Below are 14,846 nucleotides of genomic sequence, written 5' to 3'. Positions count from 1 at the left end.
CGTGCGCGACGCCGTGCTGGCGCGGGCCGAGCGGCTGTCTGCCGGCGCCCGCTCGATGCTCGACGCAGTGTCGGTGTTTCCAAGGCGCGCCGATGCGTGGGCGTTGCAGGGCCTGTGCGGCGTCGCCAGCGCCGGGCAGCTGGCGGAATGCGTCTCCGCCGGCCTGCTGGACGATATGGGCGACGGCTATGCCTTCCGCCATGAGATCGCCCGCCGCGCGGTGGAAATGATGCTGACGACGAGCCACAGGCGGCAATTCAACCAGCGCGCGTTGGCTGCGCTGCTCGAAAACAGCGATGTCTCCGCGGGTCGCCTGGTACATCACGCAGTGGAGGCGCACAATCTGGAAGCCGTGCGCGAACTCGCACCGCTTGCCGCGCGCGAAGCATCCCGCGTCGGCGCGCATCGCGACGCCGCCGGCTACTATGAGGTCGCCCTGCGGCATGCCGACAGCCTGCCGGCGGTGGACCGCGCCATGCTCTACGAGAAATATGCCTTCGAATGCCATCTCATTGGCCAGATCGAAGAGGCCATCGAGGCGCAGGGCCATGCGCGCCTCCTGCATCAGGCTCAAGGCAACAGGGCGAAGGAAGGCGACAGCCTCAGATGGCTGTCGCGCTTTGCCTATCTGATGGGCGACCGCAAGGCCGCCGACGTCTTCGGCGAGCAGGCGGTGGCACTGCTGGAAACCGAGCCGGCCGGCGCCGAACTCGCCATGGCCTACTCCAACCTCTCGCAACTGGCGATGCTGGCCGAGAGGCTGGACGAGGCCTTGCTGCTTGGCGAAAAGGCAGTCGGCCTTGCCGAGCGCATGAACCGGCCCGACATCGTCTGCCACGCGCTCAACAATCTCGGCAGCGCCGGGCAGTGGCTGGATCCGGCGGGGGGGCGGCTGCACCTTGCCCGTAGCCTGGAGATCGCACTCGAGCAGAATTTTCAGGAACATGCGGCGCGCGCCTTCACCAACAGCGCCTGCAGCGAGATGAACCAGCTTGGCTTCGACGCGGCGCAGTCCTTCCTCGATCGCGGCATCAACTATTGCGTTGAAAACGATCTCGTCACGTGGCGTGACTATATGCGCGGCGTGCTGGCGCAGCTGCAGCTGCGCCAGGGGCAATGGGAAGGGGCCGCTACCGAGGCGCTCGATGTGCTGTCCAACGACCATGCGACCATGCTGGTCCGCTATCCCGCGCTGATTGCGCTGGCGAAACTCCGGATACGGCGTGGCGATCCTTCAGCAGAACCGCTTTTCCAGGAAATGAAACAGTTCCTGGAAAGAGGAATGGAGCTGCAGCGGCTGGCGCCCTATGCGGCTGTCATGGCCGAGCAGGCATGGCTCGGGCAAGGCGACGGGCAAGAGGCGCTGCGGCTGATCGATCTTGCCGAGAGCCTGTCGCCGACACGGGCGGTTTTCAGCGAACTGGCGACATGGCGCCAGAAGCTGGCTCCGGATGGTGACCCCGGCGAAACATCAGGCATGGCAGCGCCCTACCGGCTGCTTCTGGCCGGAGACTGGCGGGCGGCGGCGGCACTTTGGGCGGATCTCAACGCACCCTATGAACGCGGGCTTGCACTCGCCCAGGGTGACGAGGAAGCGCAGCGTTCGGCGCTGGAGATTTTCGAAAACCTTGGCGCCAGACCGGTGGCCCAGCGTGTGCGCGAAACGATGCGGCGCAACGGCGTCAACATCGCCCGGGGGCCGCGCCGCACGACGCGCGAAAATCAGGCCGGCCTGACCCAGCGCCAGATGGAAGTGCTGCAGCTGATCGAACGCGGCCTTTCCAACAAGCGGATCGCCGAGCAGCTGACCATTTCGCCGAAGACCGTCGATCACCATGTCTCGGCGGTGCTGGGCAAGCTGGAGGCCGTTTCGCGCGGTGAAGCCACTGCGGCGGCACGCGATTCAGGGCTGCTGTAGGAAGTTTGTTCGGGAGGACGGGATCGAAGGTCGGCGATCCTTCGCGCTCCTCTGCCCTGCCTGGCATCTCCCCCTCGAGGGGAGATCGCCCTCTCCGAGGCTTTCGCCAATTGTCAAAGTTGAGGGTAGGGCGTCGCAACTGCCGATCTCCCCCCATGAGGGGGAGATGGCCGGCAGGCCAGAGGGGTGCTGTCCCGCCGACCTATCAAATGATCAGGCGAACGCGCCGTGGCAGTGCTTGTACTTCTTGCCGGAGCCGCAGGGGCAGGCCTCGTTGCGGCCGACCTTGCCCCAGGTCGCCTGGTTGTTGGGGTCGCGGTCCTCGGGAGCGACGACGGCGGTTGTCTCCGGGCGGACCAGAAGGGCGGTCTCGCCGCCTTCGAAGTCATTCTCGCCGGTGGTGCCGTCGATATGGGTGCCGAACATGTCGGGCGCCTCGGGTGGCGGGGCTTCGGCGGCCTGGCGGACCAGCTCGACGCGCATCAGCTGCGCAGTGACGGCCTGGCGCAGATTGCCCAGCATCGCCTGGAACAGCTCGAACGCCTCGCCCTTGTATTCCTGCAGCGGATCGCGCTGGGCGTAGCCGCGGAAGCCGACGACCGAACGCAGATGGTCGAGATTGACGATGTGCTCACGCCACAGATGGTCGAGCGTCTGCAGCACCACCGAACGTTCGACATAGCTCATCACCTCGGGACCAAAACGCTCGGAGCGCTCCTTGGCGGCGGCGTCGGCGGCCTGGGTGATGCGCTCGCGGATGTCGTCCTCTGCGATGCCCTCTTCCTTGGCCCAGTCTTCGATCGGCAGGTCGAGATTGAGGAATTCGGCGACCTCGGCCTTCAAGCCCGCGACATCCCACTGCTCGGCATAGGCGTTTTCGGGAATGGCCTTGGCGACGATCTCGTCGATGACGCCCTCGCGCATCTCGCCAATGGTTTCAGAAAGGCCTTCGCCATCCATCAGTTCGATGCGCTGCTCGAACACCACCTTGCGCTGGTCGTTGGAGACGTCGTCATATTTCAAAAGGTTCTTGCGGATGTCGAAGTTGCGCGCCTCGACCTTCTTCTGCGCCTTTTCCAGCGCCTTGTTGATCCAGGGATGGATGATCGCCTCGTCTTCCTTGAGGCCGAGCTTCTGCAGCATGCCGTCCATGCGCTCGGAGCCGAAGATGCGCATCAGGTCATCCTGCAGCGACAGGAAGAATTTCGAACGGCCGGGGTCGCCCTGACGACCGGAACGGCCGCGCAGCTGGTTATCGATGCGGCGCGATTCGTGACGTTCAGTGGCCAGCACATAGAGGCCGCCGGCGGCCAGGGCCTTTTCCTTCAGCCGTTCGACGTCGGCATTGATCTCTTTTTCCCGCGCCTCGCGCTCGGGTCCGGCCGGCATGTCGCCGAGTTCATCTTCAATGCGCATCTCGGCATTGCCGCCGAGCTTGATGTCGGTGCCACGGCCGGCCATGTTGGTGGCAATGGTGATGGCGCCGGGCTTGCCGGCCTGGGCGACGATCGCCGCCTCGCGCTCGTGGTGGCGGGCGTTCAGCACCTCGAAATCCGTGAAGCCTTCCTTGCGCAGGCGATCGGCCAGCTGCTCGGACTTTTCAATGGAGGTGGTGCCGACCAGCGTCGGCTGGCCCTTGGCGCTGGCTTCGCGGATCTCCCTGACGATCGCCTTGTATTTCTCCTCGACCGTCCGGTAGACCTCGTCGTCTTCGTCCTTGCGGATGACCGGCAGATTGGTCGGAATCTCGGTGACGTCGAGATTGTAGATGTTGCCGAACTCCTCGGCCTCGGTCAGCGCCGTGCCGGTCATGCCGGAAAGCTTCTTGTAGAGGCGGAAGTAGTTCTGGAAGGTGACGGAGGCGAGCGTCTGGTTCTCCGGCTGGATCGCCACATGCTCCTTGGCTTCGAGCGCCTGGTGCAGGCCTTCCGAATAGCGGCGGCCCGGCATCATGCGGCCGGTGAACTCGTCGATGATGACGATCTCGCCGTTGCGGACGATGTAGTCCTTGTCCTTCTGGAACAGCCGGTGCGCCTTCAGCGCATTGTTGACATGGTGGACGATGGCGACGTTCTCGACGTCGTAGAGCGACTCGCCCTTGAGCAGGTCGGCGTCGCGCAAAAGGTTCTCGAGCTTCTCGGTGCCTTCCTCGGTGAAGATCGAGGTCTTCTGCTTCTCGTCGATCTCATAATCCTGCGGCTGCAGCTGGATGATGAAGGTGTCGATGGTGTTGTACATTTCCGAACGGTCTTCGAGCGGACCGGAAATGATCAGCGGCGTGCGCGCCTCGTCGACCAGGATGGAATCGACTTCGTCGACGATCGCGTAATTGTGACCGCGCTGCACCATCTGGTTGCGCTCATACTTCATGTTGTCGCGCAGATAGTCGAAGCCGAGCTCGTTGTTGGTGGCGTAGGTTACGTCGGACGCGTAAGCGACGCGGCGCTCCTCGTCGGACAGGCCGTGGACGATGACGCCGACCGAGAGGCCGAGGAACTTGTAGACGCGGCCCATCCATTCGGAGTCGCGGGTGGCCAGATAGTCATTGACGGTGACGACGTGGACACCATTGCCGGCAAGCGCGTTGAGGTAGACCGGCAGCGTCGCGACCAGGGTCTTGCCCTCGCCGGTGCGCATCTCGGCAATGCCGCCATTGTGCAGCACCATGCCGCCGATCAGCTGGACATCGAAGGGGCGCATGCCGAGCACGCGGCGCGCTGCCTCGCGGGCAGTGGCGAAAGCTGGCACCAAAAGGTCATCGAGCGTGGCGCCGTTGGCGATGTCCTGGCGGAATTTCGCGGTGCGGCCGACCAACTCCTCGTCGGAGAGCGCCCGCATCTCGTTTTCCATGGCGTTGATCGCCTCGACACGAGGCCGGGTCGATTTGACCCGACGGTCGTTGGAGGAACCGAAAACCTTACGGGCGAGACCGCCGAGACTGACCATCCAATGGTCCTTTCGATAGAATTCTCAATCTTGAGATGAGCGCCGGCCGGCCCCATCAATTCCACGTGAACGTGGACAAACACAAAAAGCGCCCGGAAAACGGTTCTGGACGCAAAGTCGTTGGACAGATAAGAGGGGGCTCAACTGATGTCAACGCCGCGCTGGCCCTGCCGGTCGCGCCAAATTCCGCCACAATCTGGCTGATCTGGAAGCCACCCCCTCCTCACAATCCCCACCGGAGTCATCTTATGTCCTTGTTGTTCCGCCGCGCGTCGCTCGCCAGCCTTGGCTTGGCCTTCGGCCTGTCGGCCCTTTCGCTGTCGCCGCTGATGGCGCAGCAAACCGCTCCCGCTCCGGCGGATGCAGCAGCACCGGCCGCGGCACCGGTCGATCCGAATACCGTGATCGCCACGGTCAACGGCCAGCCCTTGACCGAAGCCGACCTGGTCCTTGCCGAAGGGGAATTGTCGCAGCAGTTCGCGCAGCTGCCGCCCGAGCAGCGCCGCGCCGCGGCCCTTTCGGCTGCCATCGAGATCCGCGTCATGGCCGCTCAGGCGGTCACGACCGGCCTCGACAAGGATCCCGATTTCCAGCGCCGTATGGCCTTCCTGCAGCAGCGCGCGCTGCATGGCGAGATGGTCGAGAAGGGTGTTGTCGACAAGGTCACCGACGCCGAGGTTCGCGCCCGCTACGACCAGGAAATCGCCAACACGCCGCCCACCAACGAGCTGCACGCCCGTCACATCCTCGTGAAGACGAAGGAAGAGGCCGAGGCGATCATCAAGCAACTCGACGGCGGCGCCGACTTCCAGAAGCTCGCCAACGAGCACACCAGCGATCCGTCAGGCAAGACCAGCGGCGGCGATCTCGGCTGGTTCGGACCTGGCCAGATGGTGCCGGAGTTCGACAAGGCGGCCTCCGCGCTCGAGGTCGGCAAATACACCGAGCAGCCGGTGCAGACGCAGTTCGGCTGGCATGTCATCAAGCTCGAGGACAAGCGCACCAAGCAGCCGCCGGCTTTTGACGACGTCAAGGACCAGGCCAAGCAGGCGGTCATCCGCGACAAGTACTTCGCGCTGGTCAAGTCGCTGCGCGGCGGCGCCAAGGTCGAGATCCCCGACGCGAACCTGAAGAAGGCGGTCGATACGCTGGAAAGCGCCAAGTAGGCCTGAAAGAATTTTTTGAAAGGGGCGCGGCAGCCAAGGGTTGCCGTGCCCCTTTTTTATCCGCCGGTATCGACCGGTTTTATCCAGCCGGCGCGGCTATGCCGCGCATCACGTAGTTGACGGCCTTGCGTATCGTCGCTTCGTCCTCGTCAAGCCGGTTGGTCAACAGATGCTTCCAGGCGAAGGAGGAGATCAGGTCGGAGACAACAGCTGAATCGATGTCGACGGCGATTTCGCCCCTTGCCCTGGCGCGTTCGACCATCTGGCCGGTATGGGAGCGTCGGCCCAGCGCATAGTCGGCAAGGGCCGCGGCCGCCGCATCATCCGACTGCGCCTCGGCGATCAGCGACCTGAACACGCTGCCCGACGATGTGTCGCGCCAGTGGGCGAACAGGTTCTTCAGGAAGCCGACGAGATCCTCCTCCAGCCGCCCGGTATCGGGAACGTCGACGCGTTTCTGGCGCTGGTAGACTTCGAGCAGCAATGCGGCCTTGCTCGGCCACCAGCGATAGATGGTGGGTTTGCCGGCGCGGGCCCGCCGCGCCACCGCCTCGATCGAAAAACCGGCATAACCGGCCTCGACCAGCACAGCCTCGGCGGCTTCGAGAATGGCATCGGCGCTGGCGGGGTTGCGCCGCGCACCGATCGATCTACGCGCCGGGTCGGCGTCCTCGGCCATGTCTGCCATCCTCGTCAACAATTTCGCCGGCAATATAGGTGAGGTCGTGGTGAAACGAAACGGACCGTTTTTGACGGGTCAAAGAATCGTCAGATGACGTTTATTGCATCGCTTGCGATGTCTCGGATTCGATGCGCCAGCCGCCGTTGGCCTTGATCAGGCCAAGCGTGACGCGCGCCTTGCCGGCCAGGCGTGCCGCCGACTTGTCCTTTGGAAGATAGTCGTAGCGCATCGCAAAGACGGCCTCGGCGCGATCCTGGCCATGTGGAGTGACCTCCAGGCTGCCTGATACCAGGCCAAGCGACCAGGAGGCCCATTGCGCGAACCAGTCGGCCTTGACCTTGACGATGGCATCGGCGTCGTAGCGGGCGCCGAAAATGGTGGCCGACGGGCCGTAGAGCCGCTTGACGGTCTCGCTCATCGCCTTGGTGTCCGGGGTCAGATAATCCTGGCGCAGGAATTTCTCGATCGATCCCTTGTCGTCGCCCACCGAGCGCTCGAGCACGGCAACTTCCGTCGAGGGTGCCGCAGCGGCGGCCGGCTTCCGCGGCTCTGCAGGTTGTCCGTCGGAGACAAATTCGAAGCGTTCGAGCAGCGAGCCCTGCTCCCAGGGGCGCTGGGCCTCGCGGGTTTGCGAAACCACGTCGCGGCGCACCGCGATCATCATGTCGTTGATGCTCTGGCCAGGTTCGGCGATGTGGCGCAGCAGGGCAGCGGCAAAGGGCGAGTTGCGCCCGCTTCCGTCCATGGCAACGGCACCTGGCGCTGTCGAGAAGGCAATGAACGAGCCGCGCGTCGAATCGAACTGCGCCAGCCCGGCCAGCGCCGTCGCCGAGCGCGTGGTGGCGGTGCGGCTGAGACTGCGGGCAAACGGATTGTTGCGGCAGGCATCGAGAAACACCAGGCTGACCTTAGTCTGCTGTTCCATGATGTCGAGGACTTCGTCGATCGGCACGGCCTCGAGTTGCAGCTTGACCGGCACGTCGAGCCTGGCGTCGACCGGCACGATGTAGTTGCGTCCGTCGACCTGCAGGCCGTGGCCGGCATAATAGAAAAGCCCGACGCCGGCGCCTTCGAGCGCGTCGGAGAACTCGCCGATGCTGCGTTCGAGCTCACGCTTGCCGAGATCGTTGCCCTCGATGACCTCGAAGCCGATGGAGCGCAGCTTGTCGGCGATGTCGAGCGCGTCGTTTACGGGATTGGCCAGCGTGCCGGCTTGCGCGTAAGTGCCATTGCCGATGACAAGCGCCACACGCCGTTGCGGCTGCGCATCCGCGCTCAGCAGCAAAAGTCCCAGAAATGCCCATGCGAGGATCGCAAGCCTGCCCATGGCCAGGATCATAACGCCATCGGCCCCGGCGGTGCCAACAGATTTGAAATGCAAGCTAAATCCCGAGTGGGCTCCCGCCCCCGGCAAGAGCGACGAAAACGCCCTTGCGCCCGCGCGGCGTATCGGGCAAACCGGCCTTTCCTTGCGATTTTTCCCGCCCGAGGCCCCCATGTCCACGACGATTTCGCCGCTTGCGCCGAAGAAATACCCCAAGATGCCAGAAATCGAGGGGGTGCGCATCGCCACCGCCGAGGCGGGTATAAAGTACAAGAACCGCACCGATCTGCTGACTATGGTCTTCGATGAAGGCACCGCGGTCGCCGGTGTGTTCACGAAATCGAAATGTCCCTCGGCGCCGGTCGATTTCTGCCGCCAGAATCTCGGCGCCGGCAAGGCGCGGGTACTGGTCGTCAATTCCGGCAATGCCAACGCCTTCACCGGCAAGAAAGGTCGGGAATCCACGGCCCTGACGGGTGAGGCGGCGGCGAAGGCGGCCGGCTGCAAGGCAAGCGAGGTTTTCCTGGCCTCGACCGGCGTCATCGGCGAGCCGCTCGACACCAGCAAATTCAGCCATCTGCTCGCGGGGCTGGTCAGCAATGGCAAGCCGGAGCTGTGGACCGAAGCTGCAAAGGCGATCATGACCACGGATACCTATCCGAAAGTGGCGACAGCGACCGTCAAGCTGGGCGACACCGATGTCACCATCAACGGCATCTCCAAGGGCGCCGGCATGATCGCGCCCGACATGGCGACGATGCTGTCCTTCATCGCCACCGACGCGCCGATCGCAGCCCCTGTTCTGCAGGACCTGTTGTCGCGCGGCACGGCCAAGACCTTCAACGCGGTCACCGTCGACAGCGACACCTCGACCAGCGACACGTTGCTGATCTTCGCCACCGGCAAGGCCGCCAAGCGCGGCGCGCCCGAGATAACCGACCCCAAGGATGCCCGTCTCGGCGCGTTTCGCCGGGCACTCGGAAAGGTGCTGAAATCGCTGGCGCTGCAAGTGGTGCGCGACGGCGAGGGCGCCCGCAAGCAGGTCGAAGTCACCGTCACCGGCGCCAAATCGGCGCGGTCGGCCAAGCGCATCGCGCTGTCGATCGCCAATTCGCCGCTGGTCAAGACGGCGGTCGCCGGCGAGGATGCCAATTGGGGCCGCGTCGTCATGGCCGTTGGCAAGGCCGGCGAACCCGCCGATCGCGACCGGCTGTCGATCTGGTTCGGCGACAACAGGCTGGCACATGAAGGCGAGCGCGACCCCGGCTACTCCGAGGCAGCGACGTCGGCCTACATGAAGCGCGACGACATCCGCATCCGCGCCGATATCGGCATCGGCCGCGGCAAGGCGACGGTGTGGACCTGCGATCTCACCAAGGAATATGTCGCCATCAATGGCGATTATCGGAGCTGATGATCTTGGGCTCCAGGCATCCGGCAAGCATGCTCGCGATCGTGCGCCGCTACGAGGCGGCCGGCTTTCGCGCCTGGCCGGCAGCCGCCGTCCACTATGACGGCACCTGGGTGGTGCGACTGACCGCCGGCCATCCGGCCAAGCGGCTGAACTCGGTCAACCCGCTCGATCCCGGCGACACCCAGCACATTGCCGACCGTATCGGCCGGGCCAGCCGCCGTTTCGACGCCTATGGCCGACCGCTGACGTTTCGCATGTCGCCACTGTCGGGTCCGGATCTCGCCAGCCATCTCGACCGCGAGGGCTGGAGCCGGTTCGACGAGTCGCTGGTCATGCGGCTGCCGCTGGCCGACGCGCAACTCGACGCCGCCATGGACCAGATTCCGCTGAAGGACATCAGCCGCTTCATCGGCGCGTCGCTCAAAGTCAGCGGTTCGGATGTTTCGCTGCGGCCCGGCCTGTCGGAGATCATCGGCGCCATCCAGCCCGAGGCCGGACTGTTCGCGCTCGAAGATGGCGCCGAAGCGTTGGCAACGCTGATCTGCGTGCATGACGGCGATCTTGCCGGCCTGTTCGAGGTCGCCACCGACAAGTCGGCGCGCAACAAGGGCCACGGCCGCAACCTGATCCTGTCGGCGCTGAAATGGGCGCGGCTGCGTGGGGCGCGGGAAGCCTGGCTGCAGGTCGAGGCCGGCAATGTTCCGGCGCTGGCGCTCTACCATTCGCTCGGCTTCGACGAAGTCTATCGCTACCACTACCGCCGGCCGCCGGGTCATGAATGAAGTAATGGCATGAATGATGTGATGACATGAGTGACGGGACGACCGCCGGCAAGCGCCTGCTCCTGGTTGCCGCCTGCGCGCTGGTCGATGCCGACGGCCGCGTGCTGCTGGCGCAGCGGCCCGAGGGCAAGCAACTTGCCGGGCTGTGGGAATTCCCCGGGGGTAAGGTCGAGCCGGGCGAGACGCCCGAACAATGCATCATTCGCGAACTGCATGAGGAAATCGGCATCGAAACCGATATCCCGTGCCTGGCGCCGCTCACCTTCGCCAGTCATTCCTATGATGACTTCCACCTGCTGATGCCGCTGTTCATCTGCCGCCGTTTCCGCGGTATCGCCCAACCTAGGGAAGGGCAGGCGCTGAAATGGGTGCGGCCAAAGCAGATGCGCGACTATCCGATGCCGCCGGCCGACGCGCCGCTGATCCCCTTCCTCATCGATCTTCTTTGAAGGCGGCCGCCCGCTGCCGGTCGAGGCGTCGTATCAGCCAGCGTTAATGGAAGATTTATCTCGCTGTGAAAAATTGAAGCAAGGTCGTATCGCGGCCGCGCCGCCGATTCGCTGGGGAGCGATAGCATGAGCCTAGACAGGGATTGGGACTCGATCCGGCCCGAGCGCAGCTTTCGCGCCGCCGACGCGGGCATGGGCATATTGCGGATCACGCTTTTGTTCGGTTCGGCCGCGGTGGCGCTGGCGCTGATCGCGGCCCCTTTCCTCGACAGCCAGACGCGCTCGCTATCGGCCCGCGATGATCTTGCCGGTGGGCTCGATATGACGGCCACCGGCTCGGTCAGCCATCGCGAAACCTACACGCTGCGCCGCAGCGTGCTGCAGCCGCAGCCCAGTTCGGTCTGCATCATCCGGTCCAATGGCAGAAGCAGCGGCGACTGCTGACATGGTTAAGAGATTTCGGCAAGGCGGCGGTTTCACCGCCTGTTAAGCCTTTGCCGTTAACCTTTCTTAACGGATCGGCGGTAATCTCCTGGCGAGAGGGGTCGAGGTCATGAAAGCAGTGCTGCTGGATTTTCTGAAGGACGAGACCGGCGCGACAGCCATCGAATATGGACTGATCGCGACCTTGGTGGGGCTGGGGATCATCACCGGCGTTGGTCAGTTCGCCAACTCGCTCACCTGGTTGTTCAGCGACAACAACAGCAGGCTTGCGAACGCCTTCGCACCCACGCCCTGATCCAACCTTTCCACACTTCCGGACAGGGATCATTGCCCGTCGGGCGCCTCCAGGATTGCCTTCAGCGAGACCTTGGCCGAACCCGGTTTCAGCGGCTTTTGCTGCGATGCGTCAGGCGCCCAACCAGACATCCAGACGATCGAGAAACTTGCCCTCACACGGCCGTCAGGGTCGGAAAACCGCTCGGCGTAGATTTCCGCCGCGCGGGCAAACAGCTTGCGTGAGCCCGGCCGCCGGCTGCGATCGGTGAGCGCACTGGTCTCGCCCATGGCCCGCAGATCCGCCATCAGGTTAAACAGGCTGGCATAGCGCACCGTCACCGTCTCGACGTCGGCGACCGGCAGAGCGAGACCGGCGCGCTGCAGGAGCGCACCGGCATCGCGCACGTCGGTGAACGGGGTGACACGCGGGCTGGCGCCGCCGTAAAGCTCGGTCTCGGCCGCAAGCAGGCTTTCGCGCAGCTCGAAAAGCGTGCCGGCGCCGGCAAAGGCGCCGAGGAAAAGCCCATCCGGCCGCAACGCGCGGCGGATCTGGATCAGCATGCCGGGAATGTCGTTCATCGCCTGCAGCGACAGAAGCGAGACCACCAGATCGAGGCTCTCCGGCTCGAACGGCACGGTTTCCAGCGGAGCGATCAAGCCGGCGCCGCCGCCGCTCAGGAAAGCCGTATCCGTTTCGACGCGGACAATGTCGGCGACCTTGCCGCTTTCGGCGAGCATTTCGGCTGCCGCCGGGGTCTGGCAAAACAGCACAGCCGCCTTGCCGAACCGGCGCTCGACGGCGCCCAGCCGGTCGGCAAGATCCTCGGCCGTACGGCGCATGAGGAAGTCCGCGCCGTCAACCGGATGGGTGAGCGCGCGCCGCTTGTGCGCCAGCCACAGAGAGGTATCCATTATCGGCTGCAACGGGCGGATCCTTGTTTGTCCACGCCCTGATATAGTTGGTATACTTGGCACGGAGAACCAACCACGTGGCCGATCCGATGTCCAAGATCAAGCCCGGCGAGATCAAGCGCTTCGCCCGATCGGCCCTCGGCTGGCCGGCGCGCATCCTGTTTCCGCCGGTCTGCGCTGGTTGCCGCCGGCATGTCTCGCAGCCCGGCGTGCTGTGCGGCGCCTGCTGGCCGAAGCTCAGGCTGCTGGAACGGCCATGGTGCCCGGTGATGGGCACGCCGTTCACCCACCATATGGGCGAAGGCTTTCTGTCGGCCGAGGCAATTGCCGATCCGCCGCCTTTCGAGCGGGCGCGGGCTGCGGTCGCCTATTCCGGAGTCGCCCGCCAGATGGTGCAAGGGCTGAAATACCAGGACCGCACGGATCTCGCGCCGTGGATGGCGCGCTGGATGGTGCGCGCGGGTGCCGATCTCATCGCCGAAGCGGATGTGGTGGTGCCGGTGCCCCTGCACTGGCGGCGCTTTTTCAGGCGGCGGTTCAACCAGTCGGCGGAACTGGCGAGGGCAGTGTCGGTGCTCAGCCAATTGCCCTTTGCGCCCTCGGCGGTGCGGCGCGTAAAACTAACCCGCCAGCAGGTTGGGCTGGAGCGGCAGGAACGCGAGGAGAATGTGCGGGCCGCCTTCCGAGTGCCCGCCGAGGCGGAAATCGAGATTGCCGGCCGCAGGGTGCTGCTGATCGACGATGTCTACACCACCGGCGCCACCGTGCGTTCCGCCACCAAGGCGCTGAAAAGGGGAGGTGCGGCCGCCGTCGACGTGCTGACCTTTGCCCGTGTGTTGCCGGGGGACTTCCGGGCGGACGAGTCCGCGACTATATAAGTCGGCAACGAACAGCGGAAATTCGTCATGGCCGATGTCACCATCTACACCCGCATGATGTGCAGCTACTGCACGGCAGCCAAGCGGCTGCTTGAGCGCAAGGGCGTCGCCTTTACCGAGCACGATGCCTCCTTCTCGCCGGAACTGCGCCAGGAAATGATTTCCCGCGCCCACGGCCGCTCGACTTTTCCGCAGATTTTCATCGGCGATACGCATGTCGGCGGCTGCGACGACCTGCACGAGTTGGAGGCCGAAGGCCGGCTGGACAAACTGCTCGCCAACGGCGCGACGATTTGAGGATATGACAATGGGTGTTTTCAAGGCGGCTGCGATCCAGATGCGTTCGGGCGAGAGCCCCGAGCGCAACGCGGTCGATCTCGAACGGCTGGTGCGCGAAGCCGCAAGCCAGGGCGCGATCTATATCCAGACGCCGGAAATGACCGGCGCACTGATCCGCGACAAGCAAGCGCGCGCCGCCTCCTTCACCTCCGAGGACAAGGACATCATCGTCTCGACCGCGCGCAAGCTGGCCAAGGAGCTCGGCGTTTTCCTGCATATCGGCTCGACCGCCATCCTGCGCGCCGACGGCAAGCTCGCCAACCGGGCGCTGCTGTTCGGCCCGGACGGCGCTACGCTCGCCACCTACGACAAGATCCACATGTTCGACGTCGATCTCGATAATGGCGAGTCGTGGCGTGAATCCGCCGCCTATGAACCGGGCGCCGAGGCCGTCGTCACCGAGATCGAGGGTGCAAAGCTTGGCTTCGCCGTTTGCTACGATCTGCGCTTTCCGCAACTGTTCCGCGCCGAGGCACTGGCCGGCGCAGATCTGCTTTCGGTGCCGGCCGCCTTCACCCGCCAGACAGGCGAGGCGCACTGGCACGTGCTGCTCAGGGCGCGCGCCATCGAGAACGGCGCCTATGTCGTCGCCGCCGCGCAAGGCGGCCTGCATGAGGACGGCCGCGAGACCTACGGTCATTCGCTGATCGTCGATCCGTGGGGCCGTATCATCGCGGAAGCCGCGCATGACGAGCCGGCGGTGATCGTCGCCGAGATCGACTCGGCGCAGTCGCTTGCCGCGCGCAAGAAGATTCCAAACCTCAAAAATGCGCGAGATTTTGCCGTCAATGCCGGCTTGGGCGAGGCGCCGCGGCTCAGGGGTGCAGCCTCTTGATCCGTTTTGCCCTGATCTGCGAGCACGAGCACGAATTCGAAGGCTGGTTCCGCAGCAATGACGATTTCGACACTCAGAAGAAGCGTGGCTTTGTCGACTGTCCGACCTGCGGCTCGCACAAGGTGCAGAAAGCGATGATGGCGCCGGCGGTCTCCACGGCGCGCAAGCAGGAAACGATAGCGCTCGCCATGGGCGAGGCGCAGAAGCAGGCTTTGGCGCAGCTGAAGGCGATGGCCGAGAAGGTGCGCGAGAATGCCGACTATGTCGGTGACAAGTTCGCCGAGGAAGCGCGCAAGATCCATTTCGGTGAAAGCGACGCGCGCGGCATCTATGGCGAAGCGACGCTGGAAGAAGCCAAGAGCCTGGCCGAGGACGGCGTCGAGTTCATGCCGATCCCGGTGTTCCCGGACGACCGCAACTGAGTTCCGAGAGAACTTTGACCCGAGCCCGGAAAGCTGAGCAGCGACGAGGTTCGGGGATA

The 14,846-nt window shown here is 64.6% G+C and carries 15 protein-coding genes; 11 read left to right on the top strand and 4 right to left on the bottom strand.

From position 1 onward, the window contains the following. A partial coding sequence (locus EJ076_RS32775; RefSeq protein ID WP_164548793.1) for a LuxR C-terminal-related transcriptional regulator occupies nt 1–1,918 on the top strand: 1,918 nt, incomplete at its 5' end. Nucleotides 1,919–2,131: 213 nt separating this feature from the next. Here the strand turns inward: EJ076_RS32775 and secA are convergent. Then, on the bottom strand, nt 2,132–4,864 hold the full coding sequence (secA, locus tag EJ076_RS32770) for a preprotein translocase subunit SecA (protein WP_109658605.1): 2,733 nt from the start codon (nt 4,862–4,864) through the stop codon (nt 2,132–2,134). A gap of 248 nt (nt 4,865–5,112) precedes the next feature. On the opposite strand from secA, the gene EJ076_RS32765 reads away from it, so the two are divergent. Beyond that, a complete protein-coding gene (locus EJ076_RS32765; protein WP_109658606.1) occupies nt 5,113–6,030 on the top strand; it encodes a peptidylprolyl isomerase in 918 nt (305 codons plus the stop codon). A gap of 79 nt (nt 6,031–6,109) precedes the next feature. Here the strand turns inward: EJ076_RS32765 and EJ076_RS32760 are convergent, their stop codons facing one another. Next, nucleotides 6,110–6,709 (bottom strand): TetR/AcrR family transcriptional regulator, encoded by a 600-nt coding sequence (locus EJ076_RS32760; protein WP_126070651.1) that lies wholly within the window; start codon nt 6,707–6,709, stop codon nt 6,110–6,112. A gap of 100 nt (nt 6,710–6,809) precedes the next feature. Continuing rightward, nucleotides 6,810–8,093: a caspase domain-containing protein gene (locus EJ076_RS32755; protein WP_245462930.1), complete on the bottom strand. Its 1,284-nt coding sequence runs from the start codon at nt 8,091–8,093 to the stop codon at nt 6,810–6,812. Nucleotides 8,094–8,208: 115 nt separating this feature from the next. Between EJ076_RS32755 and argJ the strand changes: the two genes are divergently transcribed. From argJ to EJ076_RS32730, 5 genes are all read left to right on the top strand, one after another. Next, nucleotides 8,209–9,450, top strand: a complete 1,242-nt coding sequence (gene argJ / locus EJ076_RS32750; RefSeq protein ID WP_126070650.1) for a bifunctional glutamate N-acetyltransferase/amino-acid acetyltransferase ArgJ — start codon at nt 8,209–8,211, stop codon at nt 9,448–9,450. Between the two features lie 29 nt (nt 9,451–9,479). After that, nucleotides 9,480–10,232 carry a GNAT family N-acetyltransferase gene (locus tag EJ076_RS32745; RefSeq protein WP_126070649.1) on the top strand — a complete coding sequence of 251 codons (753 nt, stop codon included), beginning with the start codon at nt 9,480–9,482 and terminating at the stop codon, nt 10,230–10,232. A 26-nt stretch (nt 10,233–10,258) separates the two neighbouring features. Beyond that, entirely contained in the window at nt 10,259–10,681 is a 423-nt protein-coding gene (locus tag EJ076_RS32740; RefSeq protein ID WP_126070648.1) for a (deoxy)nucleoside triphosphate pyrophosphohydrolase, read from the top strand. Nucleotides 10,682–10,807: 126 nt separating this feature from the next. Beyond that, nucleotides 10,808–11,125, top strand: a complete 318-nt coding sequence (locus EJ076_RS32735) for a hypothetical protein (RefSeq protein WP_126070647.1) — start codon at nt 10,808–10,810, stop codon at nt 11,123–11,125. A 109-nt stretch (nt 11,126–11,234) separates the two neighbouring features. Beyond that, complete coding sequence (locus tag EJ076_RS32730) at nt 11,235–11,420, top strand: Flp family type IVb pilin (RefSeq protein ID WP_126070646.1); 186 nt, start codon at nt 11,235–11,237, stop codon at nt 11,418–11,420. 29 nt (nt 11,421–11,449) lie between these two features. Here EJ076_RS32730 and EJ076_RS32725 read toward each other — a convergent pair whose 3' ends face one another. Continuing rightward, on the bottom strand, nt 11,450–12,325 hold the full coding sequence (locus EJ076_RS32725) for a methyltransferase domain-containing protein (protein ID WP_126070645.1): 876 nt from the start codon (nt 12,323–12,325) through the stop codon (nt 11,450–11,452). Between the two features lie 77 nt (nt 12,326–12,402). On the opposite strand from EJ076_RS32725, the gene EJ076_RS32720 reads away from it, so the two are divergent. Genes EJ076_RS32720 through EJ076_RS32705 form a run of 4 tightly spaced genes read left to right on the top strand, consistent with a single transcriptional unit; the run spans nt 12,403 to nt 14,787 of the window. Further along, nucleotides 12,403–13,191 (top strand): ComF family protein, encoded by a 789-nt coding sequence (locus EJ076_RS32720; protein WP_126071198.1) that lies wholly within the window; start codon nt 12,403–12,405, stop codon nt 13,189–13,191. Between the two features lie 27 nt (nt 13,192–13,218). Beyond that, nucleotides 13,219–13,488, top strand: a complete 270-nt coding sequence (gene grxC, locus EJ076_RS32715) for a glutaredoxin 3 (RefSeq protein ID WP_126070644.1) — start codon at nt 13,219–13,221, stop codon at nt 13,486–13,488. A gap of 10 nt (nt 13,489–13,498) precedes the next feature. After that, entirely contained in the window at nt 13,499–14,365 is an 867-nt protein-coding gene (locus EJ076_RS32710) for a carbon-nitrogen hydrolase family protein (RefSeq protein WP_126070643.1), read from the top strand. Continuing rightward, complete coding sequence (locus EJ076_RS32705; RefSeq protein ID WP_126070642.1) at nt 14,362–14,787, top strand: DUF1178 family protein; 426 nt, start codon at nt 14,362–14,364, stop codon at nt 14,785–14,787. The genes EJ076_RS32710 and EJ076_RS32705 overlap by 4 nt, the downstream gene beginning before the upstream one ends. Nucleotides 14,788–14,846: the final 59 nt, after the last annotated feature.

The organism is Mesorhizobium sp. M7D.F.Ca.US.005.01.1.1, assembly GCF_003952545.1.
Lineage (GTDB): Bacteria > Pseudomonadota > Alphaproteobacteria > Rhizobiales > Rhizobiaceae > Mesorhizobium > Mesorhizobium loti.
This window is presented reverse-complemented; position numbering and strand designations above follow the sequence as displayed.